This window comes from Mesorhizobium sp. M0217 (genome assembly GCF_040321955.1).
In the GTDB taxonomy this organism is placed as follows: domain Bacteria; phylum Pseudomonadota; class Alphaproteobacteria; order Rhizobiales; family Rhizobiaceae; genus Mesorhizobium.
Genome location: NZ_JAMYSN010000041.1, coordinates 1 through 20,346, shown reverse-complemented (window position 1 = coordinate 20,346; position 20,346 = coordinate 1). Strand labels below are relative to the sequence as shown.

At 64.3% G+C, this 20,346-nt stretch carries 20 protein-coding genes; 11 read left to right on the top strand and 9 right to left on the bottom strand.

Features of this window, described 5'->3' with window-relative positions:
* The first annotated feature begins 116 nt into the window (after positions 1-116).
* The 4 genes from NKJ18_RS31285 (at position 117) to NKJ18_RS31270 (ending at position 7,283) form a co-directional block, all read left to right on the top strand.
* Positions 117-1,217, top strand: a complete 1,101-nt coding sequence (locus tag NKJ18_RS31285; protein ID WP_352761382.1) for a pyridoxal phosphate-dependent aminotransferase — start codon at positions 117-119, stop codon at positions 1,215-1,217.
* Positions 1,218-1,374: 157 nt separating this feature from the next.
* Positions 1,375-2,616: an MFS transporter gene (locus NKJ18_RS31280; RefSeq protein WP_023670472.1), complete on the top strand. Its 1,242-nt coding sequence runs from the start codon at positions 1,375-1,377 to the stop codon at positions 2,614-2,616.
* A gap of 360 nt (positions 2,617-2,976) precedes the next feature.
* Positions 2,977-4,083, top strand: a complete 1,107-nt coding sequence (locus NKJ18_RS31275) for an efflux RND transporter periplasmic adaptor subunit (protein ID WP_023694469.1) — start codon at positions 2,977-2,979, stop codon at positions 4,081-4,083.
* Entirely contained in the window at positions 4,080-7,283 is a 3,204-nt protein-coding gene (locus NKJ18_RS31270; RefSeq protein ID WP_023815310.1) for an efflux RND transporter permease subunit, read from the top strand. The genes NKJ18_RS31275 and NKJ18_RS31270 overlap by 4 nt, the downstream gene beginning before the upstream one ends.
* A gap of 30 nt (positions 7,284-7,313) precedes the next feature.
* Here NKJ18_RS31270 and NKJ18_RS31265 read toward each other — a convergent pair whose 3' ends face one another.
* The 8 genes from NKJ18_RS31265 to hemC form a co-directional block, all read right to left on the bottom strand.
* On the bottom strand, positions 7,314-7,949 hold the full coding sequence (locus tag NKJ18_RS31265; protein ID WP_352761380.1) for a LolA family protein: 636 nt from the start codon (positions 7,947-7,949) through the stop codon (positions 7,314-7,316).
* 57 nt (positions 7,950-8,006) lie between these two features.
* A complete protein-coding gene (locus NKJ18_RS31260) occupies positions 8,007-8,270 on the bottom strand; it encodes a YMGG-like glycine zipper-containing protein (RefSeq protein WP_023670477.1) in 264 nt (87 codons plus the stop codon).
* 187 nt (positions 8,271-8,457) lie between these two features.
* Positions 8,458-9,174, bottom strand: coding sequence for a glutamine amidotransferase (locus NKJ18_RS31255; RefSeq protein WP_352761378.1), 717 nt, complete (start codon positions 9,172-9,174; stop codon positions 8,458-8,460).
* Between the two features lie 14 nt (positions 9,175-9,188).
* A complete protein-coding gene (locus NKJ18_RS31250) occupies positions 9,189-9,668 on the bottom strand; it encodes a tellurite resistance TerB family protein (RefSeq protein WP_023702389.1) in 480 nt (159 codons plus the stop codon).
* A 75-nt stretch (positions 9,669-9,743) separates the two neighbouring features.
* Positions 9,744-11,345 (bottom strand): heme biosynthesis protein HemY, encoded by a 1,602-nt coding sequence (locus NKJ18_RS31245; RefSeq protein ID WP_352761375.1) that lies wholly within the window; start codon positions 11,343-11,345, stop codon positions 9,744-9,746.
* Positions 11,346-11,355: 10 nt separating this feature from the next.
* Entirely contained in the window at positions 11,356-12,846 is a 1,491-nt protein-coding gene (locus tag NKJ18_RS31240) for a COG4223 family protein (protein ID WP_352761374.1), read from the bottom strand.
* 112 nt (positions 12,847-12,958) lie between these two features.
* A complete protein-coding gene (locus NKJ18_RS31235; RefSeq protein ID WP_352676501.1) occupies positions 12,959-13,672 on the bottom strand; it encodes a uroporphyrinogen-III synthase in 714 nt (237 codons plus the stop codon).
* A gap of 1 nt (position 13,673) precedes the next feature.
* A complete protein-coding gene (gene hemC / locus NKJ18_RS31230; protein ID WP_352512757.1) occupies positions 13,674-14,597 on the bottom strand; it encodes a hydroxymethylbilane synthase in 924 nt (307 codons plus the stop codon).
* Between the two features lie 120 nt (positions 14,598-14,717).
* On the opposite strand from hemC, the gene tsaD reads away from it, so the two are divergent.
* From tsaD to NKJ18_RS31200, 6 genes are all read left to right on the top strand, one after another.
* Entirely contained in the window at positions 14,718-15,803 is a 1,086-nt protein-coding gene (gene tsaD / locus NKJ18_RS31225) for a tRNA (adenosine(37)-N6)-threonylcarbamoyltransferase complex transferase subunit TsaD (RefSeq protein ID WP_196814835.1), read from the top strand.
* Entirely contained in the window at positions 15,800-16,816 is a 1,017-nt protein-coding gene (locus tag NKJ18_RS31220) for an NAD(P)H-dependent glycerol-3-phosphate dehydrogenase (protein WP_352761372.1), read from the top strand. Before tsaD ends, NKJ18_RS31220 begins: the two co-directional genes overlap by 4 nt.
* 24 nt (positions 16,817-16,840) lie before the next feature.
* Positions 16,841-17,137, top strand: coding sequence for a YciI-like protein (locus NKJ18_RS31215; RefSeq protein ID WP_023687732.1), 297 nt, complete (start codon positions 16,841-16,843; stop codon positions 17,135-17,137).
* Positions 17,138-17,225: 88 nt separating this feature from the next.
* Complete coding sequence (locus NKJ18_RS31210; RefSeq protein WP_023683904.1) at positions 17,226-17,651, top strand: EVE domain-containing protein; 426 nt, start codon at positions 17,226-17,228, stop codon at positions 17,649-17,651.
* Entirely contained in the window at positions 17,606-18,304 is a 699-nt protein-coding gene (locus tag NKJ18_RS31205) for a class I SAM-dependent methyltransferase (RefSeq protein ID WP_023702382.1), read from the top strand. The genes NKJ18_RS31210 and NKJ18_RS31205 overlap by 46 nt, the downstream gene beginning before the upstream one ends.
* 105 nt (positions 18,305-18,409) lie before the next feature.
* Positions 18,410-18,829, top strand: a complete 420-nt coding sequence (locus NKJ18_RS31200; protein WP_023702381.1) for a DUF1761 domain-containing protein — start codon at positions 18,410-18,412, stop codon at positions 18,827-18,829.
* 15 nt (positions 18,830-18,844) lie between these two features.
* On the opposite strand, the gene gcvA is transcribed toward NKJ18_RS31200, so the two are convergent.
* On the bottom strand, positions 18,845-19,765 hold the full coding sequence (gcvA, locus tag NKJ18_RS31195; protein WP_023702380.1) for a transcriptional regulator GcvA: 921 nt from the start codon (positions 19,763-19,765) through the stop codon (positions 18,845-18,847).
* A 135-nt stretch (positions 19,766-19,900) separates the two neighbouring features.
* Between gcvA and NKJ18_RS31190 the strand changes: the two genes are divergently transcribed.
* Complete coding sequence (locus NKJ18_RS31190; RefSeq protein ID WP_023670491.1) at positions 19,901-20,140, top strand: hypothetical protein; 240 nt, start codon at positions 19,901-19,903, stop codon at positions 20,138-20,140.
* Positions 20,141-20,346 lie beyond the last annotated feature (206 nt).

The following is a 20,346-nucleotide window of genomic DNA, read 5'->3' as shown; positions in this document are numbered from 1 at the left end:
GCCCTGAGCCAATCGTTTGGACGACTGGAACAGAAGCCTGCCGGCGAATGAGCCTTGGCAGGCTTCGTGCTTTTATGGCTTGTACCTCTGAGTGTCAGGACTTTGGGGGAGCAGCCATGAACTACGCCAGAATGGTGATCGAGAAAGAGGCGCCGGAGGAATACGGCTACGATCGCATTCGGTTCAATCTCTCCGAAAGCTCGATCGCCGATCAGAAACTCTCCGACGTCGGCCTGTCGCTGCCGGATCTCACGCTGTTCTACGGCGAGCATCGCGGCGACAAGGAGTTGCGGGCGCTGATCGCGGCGCAGGATTCCGGCATTTCGCCTGACGATGTTCTTGTGACCGCCGGTGCGGCGGGCGCGCTCTTCATCATTTCGACCTCGCTTCTGTCGGAGCGCGACCACCTTGTCGTCGTCCGGCCGAACTACGCCACCAACATCGAGACCCCCAAGGCGATCGGCTGCGCCATCTCCTATGTCGATCTCGATTTCGACGCAGGCTTTGCCATCGATTTCGGCCGCGTCGCCGCCAGCATGCAACCGAACACCAAGCTGATCAGCGTCACCTGCCCGCACAACCCGACCGGCACGATGATGGGCCGGGCCGATCTCGACGCGCTGATTGCGCTGGCTGAAGCGAGCGGCTGCCATCTGCTGGTCGACGAGACCTATCGCGACCTCTCCTATGGACAGCGCCTGCCGGCGGCGGCTTCTCTCAGCCCCAAGGCGATCAGCGTCTCGTCGCTGTCGAAAGCCTTCGGCATTCCCGGCATCCGCATTGGCTGGCTGATCACCAGCGATGCCGAACTGCAGGAGCGCTTCCTCGCCGCCAAGGAGCAGATCGGCATTTGCGGCAGCGTCATCGACGAAGGCATTGCGCGCGGCATGCTGGGGCGCCGCGACGGTTTCTTGGGCGCGCTGCTGCCCGAGATGGCGAAACGCCGCGACATTGTGCAAGACTGGATCGACCGCGAGCCGCTGGTCGACTGGGTGCGGCCACAAGGCGGCGTCGTCGGATTTCCAAGGCTCAATGTCAGTCCAGACTTCGACCTCGACCGTTTCTACGTCAATCTCTTGGAAAACCACGGCACCTATGTCGGTCCCGGCCACTGGTTCGATATGCCCAAGCGCTTCTTCCGCGTCGGTTTCGGCTGGCCGAAAGAGGCGGAATTACAGGGCGGCCTCGACGCCATCACCGCCGCGCTGAGGCAGTAACGTCCGCGTGCAATCGGGCGAGCGGCTGGAAAACCGCTTGATCCAGGCCCGATTTTCACGCATACGCGCCCCGAACTTTGATAAGTTTCATTGGCCGGAACAGCGCCCATTCCGGGAAGTGCCCCGCCGGCCAATGCAAGCAACGGGGCCTGTATCCATGACATCCCATTCCCATACACCGCCTGACCGGCGTTACGCCGCCTTCCGCCATCGCTCCTTCCTGAGCTATTGGGCGGCGCGTTTCCTGACCACCTTCGCCACCATGATCGTGTCCGTCGCCGTCGGCTGGCAGATCTATGATCTGACGCGCGATCCCTTCGATCTCGGCATTGTCGGCATCGTCCAGTTCCTGCCGTCGCTGCTGCTGGTGCTGGTCACCGGCGTTGTCGCCGACCGTTTCGGCCGCCGCCTGATCATGGCGCTGGCGACGGTAGTCGAGGCAGGTTGTGCGCTTGTCCTGTTGTACTTCACGCTGCGCGGTCTCGTCAGCCCGCTGCCGATCTTCATCGTGCTGGCTATGTTCGGCCTGGCGCGCGCTTTTTATGGGCCGGCCTCGTCGTCGCTGTTCGCCAACCTTGTTCCGCCGGAAGATTTCGGCAATGCGATCGCCTGGAACTCGTCCGCCTGGCAAACTGCGACCATTGTCGGCCCGGTCGCCGGCGGCCTGCTCTATGGCGTCTCGGCCGAAGCCGCTTACGCCGTTGCCTCCGTGCTGATGCTGGTGGCCGGTCTGCTGATCTTCACCATTCCGAAACCGGCCCAGCAGAGCGCCACCGACAAGCCGACCATGGAAACGCTGTTTGCCGGCTTCCGCTATATCTGGAGCGAGAAGATCGTCCTGGGCGCCATCTCGCTCGACCTCTTCGCCGTGCTTCTGTCCGGTGCCTCGGCGCTGCTGCCGGTCTATGCCCGCGATATTCTGGAACTCGGCCCGTGGGGCCTCGGCCTGCTGCGCTCGGCGCCCGGCATCGGCGCCATCTGTGTCGCGGTCTGGCTTGCCGGGCATCCGCTGCGCGACAGTGCCGGCAAGATCATGCTCGGCTTCGTCGCCGGGTTCGGCGCCTTCACCGTGCTGTTCGGCGTCTCGACCATCACTTGGCTGTCGATCCTGGCCCTTGCCGGCCTCGGCGCCACCGATATGTTCAGCGTCTATATCCGGGAGACGCTGATCCAGCTGTGGACACCCGACGAGGTTCGCGGCCGCGTCAACGCCGTCAACCAAGTCTTCGTCGGCGCCTCCAACGAAGTCGGCGAGTTCCGCGCCGGCACCATGGCGGCGCTGATCGGCACCGTGCCGGCGGTGGTGATCGGCGGCGTCGGTGCGATTGCCGTCGCCGGACTGTGGGCGGTGCTGTTTCCGCAACTGCGAAGGGTGCGGCATCTCAACAGCCGCAACTGATCGAGTAAGCCGCAGGATCCGGCGCTCGGTCCAAATCAGCTTGCGCCGATGACGGCTGAGATGGGCCGGAAGCGGATGGGCCGGTTCTGGGCGAACTAGCCAGATGGCGGGGCAGCCACAGGGTGGACATTTCAGTCCGTATGGAAAATGATCATGTTGCCATGCACAATACTGCAGTGCTCTGGTCTCGACGAGAACCTTAAATATAGAAGAGAACCACCCGACCTCCGGGTCCAGCTAGCGGGGACGCAAATGGACACTTCAGGGAATCGGCAATCGCATCGCGACGCAAGCGGGCGACCCAGCCGATCGGTCGGCTGGCTGGCCCGCGCCGCCGTCCCAGTGGCATTCCTGCTCGGTATGGCTTTCAGCAGCAACGCGTTTGCGCAGGACCAGCAGCTGCCGGTGGTGACGGCGGCCAAGCCGGTGGTGCGTGAAATCGTCGAAGACGACGAGTTCGTCGGGCGCTTCGAAGCCGTCGACGAGGTCGCCATCCGTTCGCGCGTCAGCGGCTATCTGGACAAGATCAGCTTCCAGGACGGCGCACTGGTCAACAAGGGCGACCTGCTCTTCACCATCGACCAGCGTCCGTACCAGGCGGCCTACGATGCCGCCAAGTCGCAAGTAGACGTCGCCAAGTCCCTGCTCGAATTCTCCAAGATGCAGCTGGATCGCGCCGATGAACTCGCCAAGACCGGCAATATCTCGGCCGCGACGGTCGACGACCGTCGGCGGGAATACCTTTCGGCGCAGGCGCAGATGCAAGGCGCGACGGCTGCGCTGACGACGGCCAACCTGAACCTGGAGTTCACCGAGATCAAGGCGCCCTTGTCCGGCCGCATCGACCGCCGGCTGGTGTCGGTCGGCAACCTCGTGCAGCCGGATTCCACCTTGCTGACGACTATCGTCACGCGCGATCCGATCGACTTCTATTTCGACGTCGATGAGCGCCTGTATTTCAGCTACGCCCGCGACGCGAAGGAGCGCGGCGGCAGCATGCAGGAAGGCGCCGGCGGGCTCGAGGTGGTGGTTCGCGTCGCTGACCGCGCGGAGGCGGTATTCAAGGGCAAGCTCGATTTTGCCGAGAACCGGATCGACAACGCGACCGGCACCATGCGGGTGCGTGCAAGGTTTGCCAACGCCGACGGCGTTCTCCAGCCAGGCATGTTCGGGCGCATCAACGTGCCGGGGTCGCTGCCGCATAGCGGCGTCCTGGTGCCCGACGAGGCGGTCGGCGCCGATCAGGATCGCCGCATCGTGTACCTGGTGGATGAGGCTGGGATGGTGTCGGCGAAGCCCGTGCGCACCGGCCCGCTTCTCGACGGCTACCGGGTGATCCGCGCGGGCCTGACCGGCGACGAGACGATCATCGTCAACGGGCTGATGCACGCCAGGCCCGGCACCAAGGTGAAAGTCGAGATGGTGACGTTGCCGCCCAAGGTCGACACCGCCGGGTTGCAGCAATGAGGTTCGCCCATTTCTTCGTCGACCGTCCGATCTTCGCATCGGTCGTTTCGATCGTCCTGCTGATCCTCGGCGGGATTGCCTATACCCAGCTGCCGATCGCGCAATATCCCGAGATTGCGCCGCCGACCATCGTCGTTCGCGCCCAGTACCCGGGCGCCGACGCCGAGACAGTGGCAGCGACGGTGGCAACGCCGATCGAGCAGGAGATCAACGGCGTCGAGGGCATGCTTTACATGTCGTCCTATTCGTCGGGCGACGGGGCGATGGCGCTGACCATCACCTTCAAGCTGGGCACCGATCTCGACCAGGCGCAGGTGCTGGTGCAGAACCGCGTGTCGGTCGCCGAGCCGCGCCTGCCCGAAGAAGTCCGCCGCCTCGGCATCACCACCATCAAGAGCTCGCCCGACCTGATGATGGTCGTGCACATGCTGTCGCCCGACAATACCTACGACCAGCTCTACGTCTCGAACTACGCCCGCTCGCGGGTGCGCGACATACTGCTCAGGTTGGACGGCGTCGGCGACCTCATCATCTTCGGCGAACGCGAATATTCGCTGCGCATCTGGCTCGATCCGGAAAAACTGTCCGCCCTGGGGATGACCTCGGGCGATGTGGTGCAGGCGCTGCGCGACCAGAACGTCCAGGTGTCGGGCGGCTCGATCGGCGCGCCGCCGACCAATACCGGCACGGCGTTCCAGTACACGGTCACCACGCAAGGCCGCTTCAACGACGCACGCGACTTCCGATACGTGATCGTCAAATCGGCCGAAGATGGCCGCCTGATCCAGCTGCAGGACGTGGCGCGCATCGAGCTCGGCGCCAAGGATTACGTCACCAACTCCTATCTCAACGGCAAACCGGCGGTGGCGCTCGCCATCTTCCAGCGGCCAGGCACCAATGCGCTCGCCGCAGCCGCGGAGATCCAGGACAAGATGAAGGAGCTTTCCCAGGACTTCCCGAAGGGATTGAGCTACGACATCGTCTACAATCCGACCGAGTTCGTCGCCGAGTCGATCCAGGAGGTCTACAAGACGATCCTCGAGGCGATGGTTCTGGTCATCATCGTCATCATCGTCTTCCTGCAATCGTGGCGCATGGCGATCGTGCCGATCGTGGCGATCCCCGTGTCGCTGATCGGCACGCTGGCGGTGCTTTACGCCGCCGGCTTCTCCCTCAACATGCTGACGCTGTTCGGCCTCGTGCTGGCCATCGGCATCGTCGTCGACGATGCGATCGTCGTGGTCGAGAACGTCGAGCGAAATATCGCCAGCGGGCTGGCGCCCAATCCGGCGTCGCATCTGACCATGGACGAAGTCGGAACGGCGGTCATCGCGATCTCGCTGGTGCTGATAGCGGTGTTCGTGCCGACAGCCTTCATTCCCGGCATTTCCGGGCAGTTCTACCTGCAGTTTGCGATCACCATCGCGGTGTCGACGGCGATCTCGGCATTCAATTCGCTGACGCTCTCGCCGGCCTTGGCCGCGCTGCTGTTCAAGCCGCACCACACTGCTGCGGCGCCGCCGCGCTTTTTCCTGGCGCGGTTTGGACGGGCGCTCGCCGACGGCTTCAATCGCGGCTTCGACAAGGTCGCCCATTGGTATTCGAGCATCGTGCGCGTGTTGGTCGGCTCGCGGATAGCGATCGCCGCCACGCTGGCCGTTTTCGCGGCCCTCATCTACGCCACGGTCTATATGGTGCAGACGGTGCCGCGCGGTTTCATTCCGTCGCTCGACCAGGGCTATGCGATCGTCGTCGTCCAGTTGCCGGACGGCGCCTCGCTATCGCGGACCGACGCGGTCATCCAGCAGGCGTCGCAGATCATCCAGAAAACGCCAGGCGTCGACTACGCGGTCGCCTTCGCCGGCTTCTCCGGCGCCACCTTTACCAATGCCAGCAACGCGGGCGTGATCTTCGCCAGGTTCAAGCCGTTTGACGAGCGACTGGAAGCCGGCCAATCGGCGACCCAGGTCATCGGCAATCTGTTCGGCAGCCTGCAAAGCATCAAGGAAGCCTTCATTATCGCACTGCCGCCGCCGCCGATCCGCGGCGTCGGCAATGCCGGCGGCTTCAAGCTGCAGATCCAGGAGCGCAACAGCGCCGACATGCGGCAGATCCTGGCGCTTGCCTATGAAATTGCCGGCAAGGCCAACAAGACGGCGGGGCTGACCGGCGTGTTCACCACCTTCTCCGCGTCCAGCCCGCAATTCTTCCTGGCGATCGATCGCGACAAGGCGCGCATCCTGAACGTGCCGATCCCCAACATCTTCGAGACGCTGTCGATCAATCTGGGCACCGCCTACGTCAACGACTTCAACGCTTTCGGGCGCGTCTACCAGGTGCGCGCGCAGGCCGACCAGGCGTTCCGCCTCGATCGCGCCGACATCTTGAAACTGAAGGTGCGCTCGGCGACCGGCGCGCTGGTTCCGCTGGGCACGTTGATCGAGATCCGCGACGTCACCGGCCCGGCGCTGGTCCAGCGCTACAACATGTACGTCTCGGTGCCGCTGCAGGGCAACGCCGCGCCCGGCGTTTCCACCGGCGATGCGCTTGCCAAGATGGAAGCGATCACGGCACAGACGTTGCCGGCCGGTACCTCCTACGAATGGACCGAACTCGCCTATCAGGAGCGTAACACCGGCAATGCCGCTGTCTATATCTTCGGACTGTCGGTGCTGTTCGTGTTCCTGGCGCTGGCGGCGCAATATGAAAGCTGGGTGCTGCCGTTCGCCATCGTGCTGGTGGTGCCGCTCGGCGTGCTCGCGGCGTTGCTCGGCGTGTCGTTCCGAGGGCTGGACAACAACATCCTCGTGCAGATCGGCCTAATCGTGCTGATCGGACTTGCCGCCAAGAACGCGATCCTCATCGTCGAATTCGCGCGGCAGGCGCAGGAACGCGGCCTGTCGGCCGCCGAGGCTGCCGTCGAAGCCTGCCGGCTCAGGCTGCGGCCGATCCTGATGACCGCCTTCTCGTTCATCCTCGGCGTCGTGCCGCTGATGATCGCGACGGGCCCGGGCGCCGAAATGCGCCAGTCGCTCGGCACCGCGGTGTTCTCCGGCATGCTCGGCGTCACCTTCGTCGGCCTGTTCCTGACGCCGGTGTTCTACGTCACGCTCAGGTCGCTGTTTTCACGGCGCAATCCGCATGCCGAGGCCGAGCCTTCGGCACCGGCAGAGGTGCCGTCCGAGACGGCCGCCGAGTAGTGTTACACGGGCAGTTCGTGGCGCTGCCGACTATTTCGTTTTGGTGTTGAATTCACGGTTTGCGGCATAGTCGATAGTGAAGGTGCCCGCAGGAGCGCGAACGCCCTGCTTCACGTTGGATATGGTGACTGTCGAGGTAAGGCCCCTCTCGTCAGTCAGGGTCCATCTGCGTAGATCGAGCGATTCCCTGTCAAACACCATAGTGATATTCGAATTGCCGAAGGCCGACTTGTCGGCCAGCCTGATGATCACCTGGGCGCCATCGTCCTTGATACTTTTGAGGCGATTGCCGGAAAAGTTGACCTGATTGTCGAGGAGCAGCTTGAGCGGCGTCTTCGAGAGAGCATAAAGCCGCGATGTCTTGAGCTTCTTGTTATAGACCACCAAGGATTTTCCATCTGCAATTACGCTGACCCCTGATTGGCCTGCATAGTTGAACCGGATCTTGCCCGGCCGCTGGAGGAAAAATTTCCCTTTGGTCCTTTCCGCTCTTGGGCCCGACTGGACAAAGTCCCCGGACATGGACTTTACCGATGAGAAGTGATCGGCAATCGTCTTCGCTTCTACAGGTGCGGCCAAGGCCGCAGTCGAAAGTTCGGCGTTTATCGCGACAGCGCTGACAACGGCTAACCAGAAAGCCAGCAGTCTTTTGCTGTCATATGCCATTCAAGTTATCCTACCCCGAGCAGGCGCGTGATCGAAAGAGATCACGCGCCTTTGAGATCAGTAGCCGTCCGGGCACTGAGCAACGTAAACTCGACCGTTCCGACCGCGATATCTGCACTGGCCGGCTTCGCTGGCGTGCCCGATGACCGCCCCGGCCAGCGCTCCGACCGCACCGCCAACAACCGCCCCTTTTACCGGGTCGCCGGCCACTGCTGCGCCTACAGCTGCGCCACCCAAACCACCGACGGCAGCGCCTTGTTCGGTGCGGGAGCATGCCGCGAGCGGAATGAGTAGGCTTAAAATGAGCAGCGTCTTCTTCATTGGTTCTCTCCTGGGGCCGTTATTAGCCGAAGCTTAAATGCGCCACGGAGTTTTTCGATCCATCGGAGTGTTTGGGGCGCAATCCAAATCTGCGGGAACGGGCTAAGGTCCCGGATCCATCGTACACGCCTCCCACAGGTAAGTCGTCTTTGGGCAAGCTCGGCCGTTCAGAGTAGTTGGATTCGCTCTATCCCTCAGTAGGCTTGCCGAAGATCAGGCTCAAAAACTCGCTCAGCCAGCGCTTGAGGTGCATATCCCAGATCAGCCGGCCGCCGAGATGGTCGTGGCCGGGCTGCGCGCCGGGCAATTCGAAACGGTGTGCGCCGCGCACCACCCAGCGCTGCATCATCAACCGGGTCAGTTCGCCATGGAACTGGATGCCCCAGGCATTGTCGCCATAGCGAAAAGCCTGGTTGGGGTAGGTTTCCGCCGTGGCCAGCAGCGCCGCATCCCTGGGCAGCGAAAAGCCTTCGCGGTGAAACTGGTAAACCATGTCGGGCCAGGGCAGCAGCTTTTTGCCGGCTTCGGTCGGCTTCAGCGGATACCAGCCGATCTCGACCAGCCCCTCGCCATGCCCCTCGACCTTGCCGCCGAGATGATTGGCCAACATCTGCGCGCCAAGGCAGATGCCGAGGAAGGGCCGGTTCTCCTTTAGCGGAACATTGAGCCAGTTGGTCTCGCGGCGGACGAACTCATCTTCGTCATTGGCGCTCATCGGCCCGCCGAACACCACGGCGCCGGCGTGTCCCTCCAGCGTCTCCGGCAGGCTGTCGCCGAGAGGCGGCCGGCGGATGTCGAGGTCGAAACCTTCCTCGAGCAGCATGTGGCCAACCCGGCCGGGGCTCGAAGTCTCCTGATGCAGCACGATCAGGATTTTTGGTTTCGAGCTCGGTCTGGGCGGCATGGAAAGGCGGAATCCTATTCGTCGCTCGACGTTCCGCTGGCGCCGGGCGCGGCGGCCGCCGCCTTGCGGCGTGCCTCGACGCGGTCTTGGCGCTCGACGCCGATCAGTTCGGCGACGCGCCAGACGGTGTTGTCCTCCAACTCGTGCAGTTCGCCGTCGGCATAGACGATTTCCCACATCAGGCCGATGAAAGCTTTGCGCGCCTCGGCGTCGAGATGGCGCTTCAAGACGCTGGTGAAGGCATAGAGGTCGATCGCCTCATTGTCGGCGCGCTCGCCGGCGGCAGCCAGTGCATCGAGCTCGTCGCCGCTGATCGAATAGCTCTGCGCCAGCACCTGCTTGAACCGCTCCCACTCGACATCCTGGCGCACGCCGTCGGCATTCATCACATGATAGAGCAAAGCCGACGCCGCAACGCGCGGATCGTCCGCATTGGCGCGAGCCCCAGCCCCGGAGGGCAGGTCTTTCAGAAAGGCCAGGACGCGTTCGAACATGGTGCTCACTTCACTTTATTGGAGCATGATCTTTTCCAAAACCGGTATCCACTTTTTGGGATCATGCTTCAGGGATCAAAACAGGCGGAAGCGGCGCGGTGACTTCTGCGCTTCGTCATCGGGGTCGACGCCGGGGTCGTCGGGCAGCCGCGCCAGTTCCTCGGCAGGTTCGACGGGTTCGGCGTCGTTTGGTATTGCGGCGAAAGCGGCGGCGGTGACCGGCGTGACCTGGTCATCGCCCACAGCGGGCTTCGGCTCGGTCGGTGCCTCGCTGATCGTCTTGGCAACGGCGGGATGATCGATCACTTCGGCTTCCTTTGCCGGCTTGGCGGGTGCCGCAAGCACCGGCACATCGGCTTCGTCTTCATGGCTGTCGATGAGCTGGCCCAGCCGCTCCATCGGTGCGCGCCAGGCGAAAGCGTCGAGCTTGCCGCTGACCGGCGATACCGGCGCCCAGCGTTCGGAGACGACGCCGTCGGCGACCCAGGCCGGATCGCGCGGCGCCCTGACCGCCTTGGACAGCAATTGCCTGATCTTGCCCTGGTCCCCGGTCTCTGCCTCCTCGATATCGGCCAGCAGCAGGTAAGCGCCTTCCCGGCGATCCATGCGGATCGCCGCTTCCGCCTCGCGGCGGGCGGTGGAAAAATCCTGCGCATCGAGCGCGGCGCGCGCCACCGTCATCGACGATTCGGCATTGTTGCGCTTCAGCTCCTGCAGCTTCTTCGCCCGGTTGAGACGATCGACCACGGCATCTCCCGGCCTTGCATGGGTGTAGAGCTCGGCGATCTCGGGATGCGGCTCCGCCTTCCAGGCTGCCTCAAGGATCTTCGAGCCTTTGCGCACATCGTTCTGTTTGAACAGAAGATTGGCGGCTGCAACCGCGGCCGGTGCGAAATCGGGCGCGAGCTTGTTGGCCTCGAGTGCCGCTGTCTTGGCTGCATTGGGGTCGCTATCGGTCAGCGCCTGCGCCTTGGCGGTCAACAGCACAGCGCGGCGGCGATTGGCGGCGTCGCGTTCGATCTGCCTGGTCGACTTCTGCGCCTCCACCAGCTTCAGCGCGCCGTCCCAGTCGCCGCGCCCGGTCAGATCCTCCAGCGTCGATTCGGCGGCCCAAGCCAGTTGCGGCGCGACGGAAGCGGCGCGCCCGGCATAGTGACGCGCCGCGTTGCGGTCGCCGAGCCGCTCGGCTTCGAGATAGAGCCCGCGCAGGCCAAGCAGCCGCATTTCGGGATCGTCGAGCATCGCCTCGAATTTTTCGCGCGCGCCCTCATGGTCGCCTTCGAGCAGCGAGGCTTGCGCTTCGAGCAGCTGGATCAGCGGCTCCTGGTCGGAGCGGATCAGTTTGGCGGCTTCCTTGGACTTCTTGCGGGCCAGCGCGCCATCGCCGGCGCCGGCTGCGATCATGCCGGTCGACAGCGCCTGATAGCCACGGTCGCGGCGGCGGACGCGGAAATAGCGCGAGATCGTGTACGGGCTGTTCCACAGCGACTTGATCAGCCACCAGACGATCATCACCGCTGCGACGACGGCAACGATCGCCACCGCCGCCACCATCAGGCTGACCTGGTATTGGTAACCGTTGAAGGTAACGACCATCTCGCCGGGACGATCGGCCAGCCAGGCAAAGCCCAGACCGAGGGCGAAGACGGCGGCGAGAAAGATGAGAATGCGGATCATCGTGTCGTCCTCATGCCTTCATCGCACCTGCAATCAGCGCGTCGACCTGCGTCTCGACGTCGATGCGCGCCTTCAGTTTGCCGGCAAAGTCGGCGCCGGCAGCCTTGACCGCATCCGGCAGCGTTGCGTATTCGCTGAGCGCCTTGGCGTAGTCGCCCTGGTTGACCGCCACTTCGATGCGCGCCACGGTTTCCGGCGCGCCGGCGCCTTCGACGGCGCCGATCGGCCGGACCTTGACCAGCGATTCGGCGCTCGACAAAAGGTTCTGGAAGAAGCCGGCATTTTCATCGACCGGCGTCGACGCCGCGACCATCGCATTGGCCGCGGCGTCGGCCTCGCCGGCGATCTCGGTGCGGGTCGGGACGCCCTTTTCAGCGTAGGGGCGCAGCGCCGCAATCTGCGGTGCATCGGGCGAGATCGCTGCGAAGGTCTCCAACTCGGCGGCGAACGGCGCGCCGCGGTCAAGCGCCGCCTTCAAGGCCGAAGCGGCGATGGCCATCGCGATCTTTGGCTGCGAGGCCTGCGCATCGACCTTGCCGGCGAGTTGCGTCACCGACTGCTCCAGCGCGGCGATCTTGCCTTCCTGCGTCTTGGCTGCCTCACCGGCCGATTTCACCAGTGCGTCGAGGCCCGCCAGTCTTTCATTGAGCGGCGCGAGATCGACGGGCGCTGCACCACCGGCCTGGCCAAGGGCGGCAACCGCCGTCTCGATCTGCTTGACCTTGTCGCCAAGCGCGGCAAGCCCGGCATTGTCGCCGGCGCCGTCCTTTTCGACCGCCGATTTCAGCGATGCGACATCGGCCTTGACCTGGTCCAGCGCCGAAGACAGCCCGTCGACCTTGGCCGTTGCGGCGCTATTGCCGCTGGCTTCCCTGAGGTCGGCGATTTCGCGCTTCAGCGAAGCGATCTCGCCATTGACGCCGTCGAGCGAGACCGTGCCCGCCCCTGAGCCCGGAGCGCCAAGCACGCCGACAAACTGCAGCCCGCCGGCGGCAGCCAGCGCGATGACACCGCCGATGATGCCGGCGGCAATGCCGCTCGTGCGCTTCGGTTGCGCGGCCATGGGCTGGTTCCCAGCTGTCCTTGGGGTTTCCTTGGGTGCACCCGGCTTGGGCGAGGCATCCTCGAAACTGTAGTCGGAGGTTCTGGCGCGCGGTGGCGCATCCGAAGCGGTGGGGTAAGGCTGCTCCGCCTGGGTGGACGCCTTCGCATCGGCGCTTTCGGGAGCGGCCTGCGCCGCGGCGTCGGAGTGCTCCCACGGCTCGAGATCGGCTTGATCGGCATGAACGGGCTCGTCAGGCGTCTCCGGCTGCGCATTGGCCATGGCAGCCGCATCCTCAGCCGCAACCGACCCTGCCGGGGCCTCGACGTCGTCCGAGTTGGCGACATCCGTCTTGGCGGCATCCGCATCGGCAATGCGCGAGACAGCGCCGGGTTCGAGTTCGATGGTCACCGGCTCGCGGCGGCTTTTCGAATGTCGCATCTTCGGCGTCTTGACCATGCCTGGGCTCCGCAATCCTGCTTCGTCTGGGCGCCCGACGGCGCGTGATGGTTTGAAAAATGGTCTAGCACATCATCATCAGGTGAAAAGGGGCGGCGTGATGACACGGCGCTCAGTCGCCGGGGTGCAACAGCTCAAGCAGCGCCTCCTCCTGCGGTTCCCGCGCCATGCGTATTTTTTTGCCGGCGGCATTGTCAAACGCCGCTGCCACGCGCTCGGAGAGCGCAAAAGCCTGCATGTTTTCAAAGAGATCGCGCAGTTCCGCCCGGCTGGCCAAGGCCTGCAACGCTGCCGCCGCCTTGGCTGAATAGAGCAGCACCGCGTCGACCGCCTGATCGGACAGGCGTGTACGGATTTCAGCATCGGAATAATCGAGCGAAATCGTGTCGTAGGTTTCGACGGTGCGGACCTCGACGCCGGCCTTTCGCAGCCGCGCCTCGAATGCCGGAAACCGCACGCGCCCTGTGAGATAGACGACCGCCTTGCCGGAAAGGCCGGCAGCAATCGCCTCGGCCAGCCGCTCGGCGTCGCCCGCCCCTTCGCTGACCGACAAGAACCCTGTCGAACGTGCCGCTTCAGCCGTCCTGCGTCCGACGGCATGGCAAGGCAAGGCGGCGAGCGCACGAATGAGTTCTTTCGGCGCATGCCGCACGGCATTGGCGCTGGTCACAGCGACGGCCACGGCATTGTCGCTCGCAGCATCGGCGCCAACCGGCAGTGTCACCGTTTCGGTCAGCGGCAGAAGGAGCGGCTCAAATCCCAATTCCTGCAGCCGCCGCATGGTTCGCGACGCCCCAGGTTGCGGCCGCGTCACCAGGACACGCATATCAGACCCAGCCGTCGAAGAAGGTTTCGCCCGCTTTGACCCGCACCATCCTGGCCGCGTCCGTGCCGATGTCAGCGGCATCCAGCGCCAAGCCTTCGGCCTTGACCTCATGCGATTGCGTGCCATCGGGCGAAATGATCAGCCCGGCGAAAACCAGCCTGCCGCCCGATATCGTCGCATAGCCGGCGATCGGCGTGCGGCAGGAGCCATCGAGCGCCGCCAGGAAGGCGCGCTCACAGGCCAGCGCCTGGCCTGTCGGCACATCATGGATGGCCACCAGCATCTTTTCGACCACGCTGTCGCCGATGCGGGTTTCGATGCCGATTGCGCCTTGTCCCGGCGCCGGCGGAAAAGCATCGAGCGGCATCAGATCGGTGACGACATGGCCGAGCCCGAGCCGCTTCAGCCCGGCATAAGCGAGGATCGTGCCTTCGGCGACGCCTTCCTCCAGCTTGCGCAGCCTGGTCTGCACATTGCCGCGGAACATGACCACGTCTAGGTCCGGCCGCATGCGCCGGATCAGCGCCTGGCGCCTGAGCGAAGACGACCCGACCTTGGCGCCTTGCGGCAAATCAACAATGCGCTTCACCGCCTTGCCGATGAAGGCGTCCCGCGCATCCTCGCGCGGCAGGAAGGCGGACAGCTCCAGCCCGACCGGCAGCACTGTCGGCATGTCCTTGGAGGAATGCACGGCGATATCGATCGTGCCGGCCAGCAGCGCGTCTTCGATTTCCTTGGTGAACAGCCCCTTGCCGCCGGCTTCCGACAGCGGCCGGTCCTGGATGCGGTCGCCGCTGGTCGAAATGACGACGACCTCGAAGGCTTCTGCCGGCATGCCATGCGCTTCCATCAGCCGCGCCTGCGTCTCATGCGCCTGGGCGAGCGCCAGCGGGCTGCCGCGTGTTCCTATTTTCAAAGTTTGCATGGCGCGCGGTCCGTGATAACCCCCGGCTGGCTTTGCGTTTCCGGCGCTCTCCCTAGCGAGGCCCGCCTCTACTAACTAGGAAAGTCCGGCGACACAATCTCTGGAGACAGCGACGAATTGATCCGCGTTCTGGGCATTGAGACGAGTTGCGACGAGACCGCCGCCAGCGTGGTGACGCTGGACGGCGATTCCGTGCCGGTGATTGCGTCCAACATCGTGCTCAGCCAGATCGAGGAGCACGCCGCCTTCGGCGGCGTCGTGCCGGAGATCGCCGCGCGTGCCCATGTCGAGGCGCTGGACGGCATTGTCGAGGCCGCTCTTGCGGATTCGGGCGTAGCCCTGGCCGACATCGACGCCATTGCCGCCACTGCCGGCCCCGGCCTAGTCGGCGGGCTGATCGTCGGCCTGATGACAGCCAAGGCGATTGCAGCGGCCGCCGGCAAGCCGCTGATCGCCATCAACCATCTCGAAGGCCACGCACTGACCGCAAGGCTGACCGACGGGCTCGATTTTCCCTATCTGCTGCTGCTGGTCTCCGGTGGCCACACCCAGATCGTCGCCGTGCGCGACGTCGGCGACTACCAACGCTGGGCGACGACCATCGACGACGCGCTCGGCGAAGCTTTCGACAAGACGGCCAAAATGCTCGGCCTGCCCTATCCCGGCGGCCCGAATGTCGAAAAGGCGGCAATCTCGGGCGATGCGACGCGATTTGCCTTTCCACGGCCGATGAAAGGATCTGCGCAGCCCGATTTCTCCTTCTCCGGCCTCAAGACCGCGGTGCGCCAGGCGGCGACCGCCATCCAGCCGCTAAGCGAGCAGGATGTCGCCGACATCTGCGCCTCGTTCCAGGCGGCGGTAGCCGACTCACTTGGCGACCGCGTGGCCCGCGCGCTGGCCCGCTTCCGCGACGAATTTCCGGACAAGGCCGAGCCGGCGCTGGTCGTTGCCGGTGGAGTCGCCGCCAACAGAGCGATCAAGGCGACGCTGCAGAAGCAGTGCGCCGAGGCCGGCTTCGCCTTTGTCGCGCCGCCGCTCAAACTGTGCACCGACAACGCGGCGATGATCGCCTGGGCCGGCATCGAGCGGTTGCGGGCAGGCCTGTCGCAAGAGAACGGCTTCGATTTCGTGCCGCGTTCGCGCTGGCCGCTGGACAGCATTTCGGCCCCGATGGTCGGCTCCGGCCGGCGCGGAGCAAAAGCATGAGCGCCGGCAACACAAGCGGCAGGGACAGAACCGGCTGGCGCGTCGCCGTGCTCGGCGGCGGCGCCTGGGGCACGGCGCTAGCGCTGGCGATGCTGCGCGCCGGTCACGATGTCCGGCTCTACGCCCGCGACGAAGAGACGGTTTCCGCGATCCGCCGCGGCGAGAACCCGCGTTATCTCCCCGGCATCGCCATTGAAACAGGCATTGCGGCGACGAGCGATATCGGCACGGCCCTGACCGATGCCGATTGCGCGCTGGCCGTGGCGCCGGCGCAGGCGCTGCGCGCCATGCTGACGACGGCAAAGCCCCATATGCCGAAAGGCATCCCGCTGGTTCTCTGCGCCAAAGGCATCGAGCGCGACACCGGCGCGCTGCTGTCGGCGATCGTTGATGAGATTCTGCCCGAAACTCCGGTTTCGGCCCTGTCCGGTCCCAGCTTTGCCGCCGACGTCGCCAGGGGTCTGCCGACCGCTGTCGTGGTTGCTGCACGCGACGACGCCTTGGCGGCCGAGCTTGCCTCGCGCTTTTCGGCGCAGAATCTGCGCTGCTATTCCAGCGACGATTTGATCGGCGTCGAGATCGGCGGTGCTTTGAAGAATGTGTTCGCCATTGCCGCTGGCGCCGTCACCGGCGCTGGGCTCGGCGCCAGCGCGCAGGCCGCCATGGTGACACGCGGCTTCGTCGAACTGCGCCGCATCGGCGCGTCCTTCGGCGCCAAGCCGGAGACGCTGATGGGGCTTTCCGGCCTCGGCGACCTTTTGCTCACCTGCTCTTCGGCCCACTCGCGCAATTTCGCCTATGGGCTGGCGCTGGGGCAAGGTAAGCCCTTGTCCGGACTGCCGCTCGCCGAAGGCGTGCCGACGGCGGCGATCGCCGCCCGCATCGCCACCGAGCGCGACATCGACGCGCCGATCATCGCTGCGGTGTCGGCGATACTGGACGGCACGATCACCATTCGGCAGGCTGTGTCCGCGCTGATGACGCGACCCCTGAAAACCGAAACCGACCTCTGATCCCCAAACAAACCGGAGTTTAACATGCTGTTTGCGTTGATTTGCAAGGACAAGCCGGGCAGCCTGCAGGTGCGGGTCGATACGCGGCCGGTCCACGTCGCCTTTCTCGAACGCCTGAACGCCGACAACAAACTGGCCTTTGCCGGCCCGTTCCTCGACGCCGAGGGCAAGCCCAATGGCAGCCTCGTCGTCGTGGAAGCGCCCGACCTCGCCGGTGCGCAGGCGCTGTCGGCTGCCGACCCCTATGCCAAGGCCGGGCTGTTCGAAAGTGTCGAAATCCGCCAGTGGAACTGGACCTTCAACAAGCCGGCGGCTAGTTAGTTCCGGCGGCGCCTAGAGCGATCCCAGGAAAATTGTGTAACGGTTTTCCGTCCGGAATTGCGCAAAAAATAGTAGTTGGAGCAAAGACATGAACTACTGGCTGTTCAAATCCGAACCTTCGGTCTTCTCCTTCGAGGCGCTGAAGGCCAAGGGCAAGGCCGGCACGCAGTGGGACGGCGTGCGCAACTATGCAGCGCGCAACAACATGAAGGCGATGCAGATCGGCGATCTCGGCTTCTTCTATCACTCCAATGAAGGGCTGAACGTCGTCGGCATTGCCGAAGTCTGCGGGCTTGCCCATCCCGACAGCACCACCGACGATCCGCGCTGGGAATGCGTCGACATCCGCGCCTTCAAGGACGTGCCGAACCCGCCGACGCTGGAGCAGGTCAAGGCCAATCCGAAGCTTGCCGAGATGGCGCTGGTGCGGCTTGGACGGCTTTCCGTACAGCCGGTGACGCCGGCCGAATGGAAGGAAGTCTGCCGCATGGGCGGCCTGACGCCGGCTCCGTGACGGTCCTTACGCCGAACAGCGCGAAAAAGTTCATTCTCGACAACACGGCGCTTATGTCGCCGCCGCATGTGCCGGAGATTGTCCTCAATCTGGCCGACGAAGCGCATGACCTCTGGCAGCGCACGGAGAACGAGCTGATCGAAATCGGCCTGCCGCCACCGTTCTGGGCCTTTGCCTGGGCCGGCGGTCAGGGCCTTGCCCGCTACGTGCTGGACAATCCGTCGGATGTGCGGGGCAAACGCGTGCTCGACTTCGCCTCCGGCTCCGGCCTTGTCGCCATCGCCGCCGCCAAGGCGGGTGCGGCGCACGTGATCGCCGCCGACATCGACCCGTTCTGCGAAACGGCGATCCGCCTCAACGCAGAGGCCAATGGCGTTGCCATCGACTTTTGCGGCACGGACTGCATCGGCACCGACGCCGGCTGGGACGTGGTACTGGCGGGCGACGTCTTCTACGACAAATCCTTCGCCGACACGCTGATGCCGTGGTTTTCGACACTGAAGGCGCGCGGCGCTGACATCCTCGTCGGCGATCCGGGCCGCTCCTACATGCCGAAGGCGGGACTGGAGCCGCTCGCCGTCTACGAAGTGGCGGTGACGCGGGCGCTGGAGGACGCCCTTGTCAAGCGCACCACGGTGTGGCGCTTCGCTTGACGGCATTGCCGAACAGGCGTTCCATCGCGCATTGATTTGAAGAATACGCATGTCGTTATCCCAGAACCGTCAGGCTTTGGGCTGCATGCTTGAGGGGAGGACTTTATGGATTTTTCAGTGGTGAACTGGCTGGCGGTGGTTGTCGCGGCCGTCGCGGCGTGGCTGTTTGGCGCGGTCTGGTACACGGTCCTCAGCAAGCCTTGGATGAGGGCGGCCAGGATCGATCCGTCAACGTCAAAGAAATCAATATTGCCCTTCATCATCTCCTTCATCGCCGAGCTGATCATGGCGCTGGTCTTGGCCTTGGTCGTCGGCGCGATGACGGGCGGCGAGCCGGTCCTTGTCGCAGGGCTGGTCTTCGGCTTCGTCCTCTGGCTGGGTTTCGTCGCCACGACGCTGACGGCCAACCATAGCTATGAGAATTTCGGCTGGGACCTGACCCTGATCGACGGCGGCCACTGGCTCGGCGTGCTGTTGATCATCGGCGCGGTGATCGGCTGGTTCGGGACGCCGGTCGCCGGCTGAGGCCTGCAGAAGTCGTCAGGTCTGCGTCCTGGCGACTTCGTCGAGGATCCATTCGCGGAAAGCGATGATGCGCGGATCGTTGGCAGTGCTCTCGGGATAGACCAGGAAGTAGCCGAACTCCGGCCCCACGCGCAGACCGAGTTCAAAGGGCTGCACCAGCCTTCCCTGGGAAAGGTCGTTTGCCACCATGGCGAACTCGGCGAGCGCCACGGCATTGCCGTCGAGCGCCGCCTGCACGGCATCGGTAGAGGTTCCAAACACGATAGTCCGGCTGTCGTCGAAATCGTTGATGCCGGCCGCCGCCATCCACATGCGCCAATTCGGCCATGTCACGCCTTGGCGCGACCATTCGATATGGGCAAGCGTGTGGTTGAAGAGGTCGCGCGGTTCGCGCAGCGACGGGCCGGAGGTCAGCAGGCTCGGGCTGCACACCGGAATGAGGATGTTGTCGAACAGGCGATGGGCGCGAAGCCCCGGATACTTGCCGACCCCGAACCGGATGCCGACATCGACGTCGTCGAGTTCGAAATCGCGCACTTCGTAGCCGATGTCGAACCTCAGCTCGATACTGGGCTGAAGTTTGCGAAAATCGTCGACGCGCCGCATCAGCCATTTTGACGCGAACTGCGCGTCGAGCGTTACCTTCAGCAATGCCGTGCCGCGCGTCAGCTTGCGCGCCCGCGACACCGCCCGGTTGAGCAGGTCGAGCGCATCGATCGAGGCCTCGAACAGCACCGTACCTGCCTCGGTCAACCGGATGGTACGACTGGTTCGCGTGAACAGCACCAGCCCGAGCTGATCCTCGATTTCCTTGATCTGGTGGCTGACCGCCGCCGGCGTCAGCCCGAGCTCGTCGGCAGCGCGGGTGAAATTGAGGTGGCGGGCGGCGGCTTCCAGAGTCCTCAGCGCGCGCGTTCCGGGCAACAGACGGGACATCAACGTATCCTCAAATAAAACTTCACGATCCGAAAAGAACTACTCGTTTCTCTCATGGATTTCAATGCGGCATGATGCATCCATCGAAACACCATCAAGCCGGATTTGATATCCGGCGGAACACGGGAGCGCATCATGTCCATCTTCGTTTTGAACTCGCCAGCAGCTCGCTCGAACTGGTTGCATGCCGTAACGGACTGGCTTCGCCAGGCGAAAGTCGCCATCAACCTGCCGCGCCAGGACGTGGAGGATCTGTCGGATCGCCAGTTGCGCGACGTCGGCGCGCAGCGCAAGGACGTGACGCGGGCCGTGGACCGGGAACTCGGCCGGCTTGGATTGCTGGACACTGGGTGGCAGAAGCCGAGAAGGCGTTAGGCAATGGTGAGTAGTGAGTAGTGAAGGATTGAAACGGCGCCGACACCAGCCTACTCCCTACTCCCTACTCCCTACTCCCTACTCCCTACTCCCTACTCCCTACTCCCTACTCCCTACTCCCTACGCCCTAGCCCCTACCTCACCACCCACACCACCGTCCGGTCCGACACCAGCGGCAACAGCCGCGCCATTGTCCGCGCTGTCAC

Coding starts and splice junctions, on each gene's coding strand:
- NKJ18_RS31285 (WP_352761382.1), top strand. CDS start 117: ATGAACTACGCCAGAATGGTGATCGAGAAAGAGGCGCCGGAGGAATAC.
- NKJ18_RS31280 (WP_023670472.1), top strand. CDS start 1,375: ATGACATCCCATTCCCATACACCGCCTGACCGGCGTTACGCCGCCTTC.
- NKJ18_RS31275 (WP_023694469.1), top strand. CDS start 2,977: ATGGCTTTCAGCAGCAACGCGTTTGCGCAGGACCAGCAGCTGCCGGTG.
- NKJ18_RS31270 (WP_023815310.1), top strand. CDS start 4,080: ATGAGGTTCGCCCATTTCTTCGTCGACCGTCCGATCTTCGCATCGGTC.
- NKJ18_RS31265 (WP_352761380.1), bottom strand. CDS start 7,949: ATGGCATATGACAGCAAAAGACTGCTGGCTTTCTGGTTAGCCGTTGTC.
- NKJ18_RS31260 (WP_023670477.1), bottom strand. CDS start 8,270: ATGAAGAAGACGCTGCTCATTTTAAGCCTACTCATTCCGCTCGCGGCA.
- NKJ18_RS31255 (WP_352761378.1), bottom strand. CDS start 9,174: ATGCCGCCCAGACCGAGCTCGAAACCAAAAATCCTGATCGTGCTGCAT.
- NKJ18_RS31250 (WP_023702389.1), bottom strand. CDS start 9,668: ATGTTCGAACGCGTCCTGGCCTTTCTGAAAGACCTGCCCTCCGGGGCT.
- NKJ18_RS31245 (WP_352761375.1), bottom strand. CDS start 11,345: ATGATCCGCATTCTCATCTTTCTCGCCGCCGTCTTCGCCCTCGGTCTG.
- NKJ18_RS31240 (WP_352761374.1), bottom strand. CDS start 12,846: ATGGTCAAGACGCCGAAGATGCGACATTCGAAAAGCCGCCGCGAGCCG.
- NKJ18_RS31235 (WP_352676501.1), bottom strand. CDS start 13,672: ATGCGTGTCCTGGTGACGCGGCCGCAACCTGGGGCGTCGCGAACCATG.
- hemC (WP_352512757.1), bottom strand. CDS start 14,597: ATGCAAACTTTGAAAATAGGAACACGCGGCAGCCCGCTGGCGCTCGCC.
- NKJ18_RS31220 (WP_352761372.1), top strand. CDS start 15,800: ATGAGCGCCGGCAACACAAGCGGCAGGGACAGAACCGGCTGGCGCGTC.
- NKJ18_RS31215 (WP_023687732.1), top strand. CDS start 16,841: ATGCTGTTTGCGTTGATTTGCAAGGACAAGCCGGGCAGCCTGCAGGTG.
- NKJ18_RS31210 (WP_023683904.1), top strand. CDS start 17,226: ATGAACTACTGGCTGTTCAAATCCGAACCTTCGGTCTTCTCCTTCGAG.
- NKJ18_RS31205 (WP_023702382.1), top strand. CDS start 17,606: ATGGAAGGAAGTCTGCCGCATGGGCGGCCTGACGCCGGCTCCGTGACG.
- NKJ18_RS31200 (WP_023702381.1), top strand. CDS start 18,410: ATGGATTTTTCAGTGGTGAACTGGCTGGCGGTGGTTGTCGCGGCCGTC.
- gcvA (WP_023702380.1), bottom strand. CDS start 19,765: ATGTCCCGTCTGTTGCCCGGAACGCGCGCGCTGAGGACTCTGGAAGCC.
- NKJ18_RS31190 (WP_023670491.1), top strand. CDS start 19,901: ATGTCCATCTTCGTTTTGAACTCGCCAGCAGCTCGCTCGAACTGGTTG.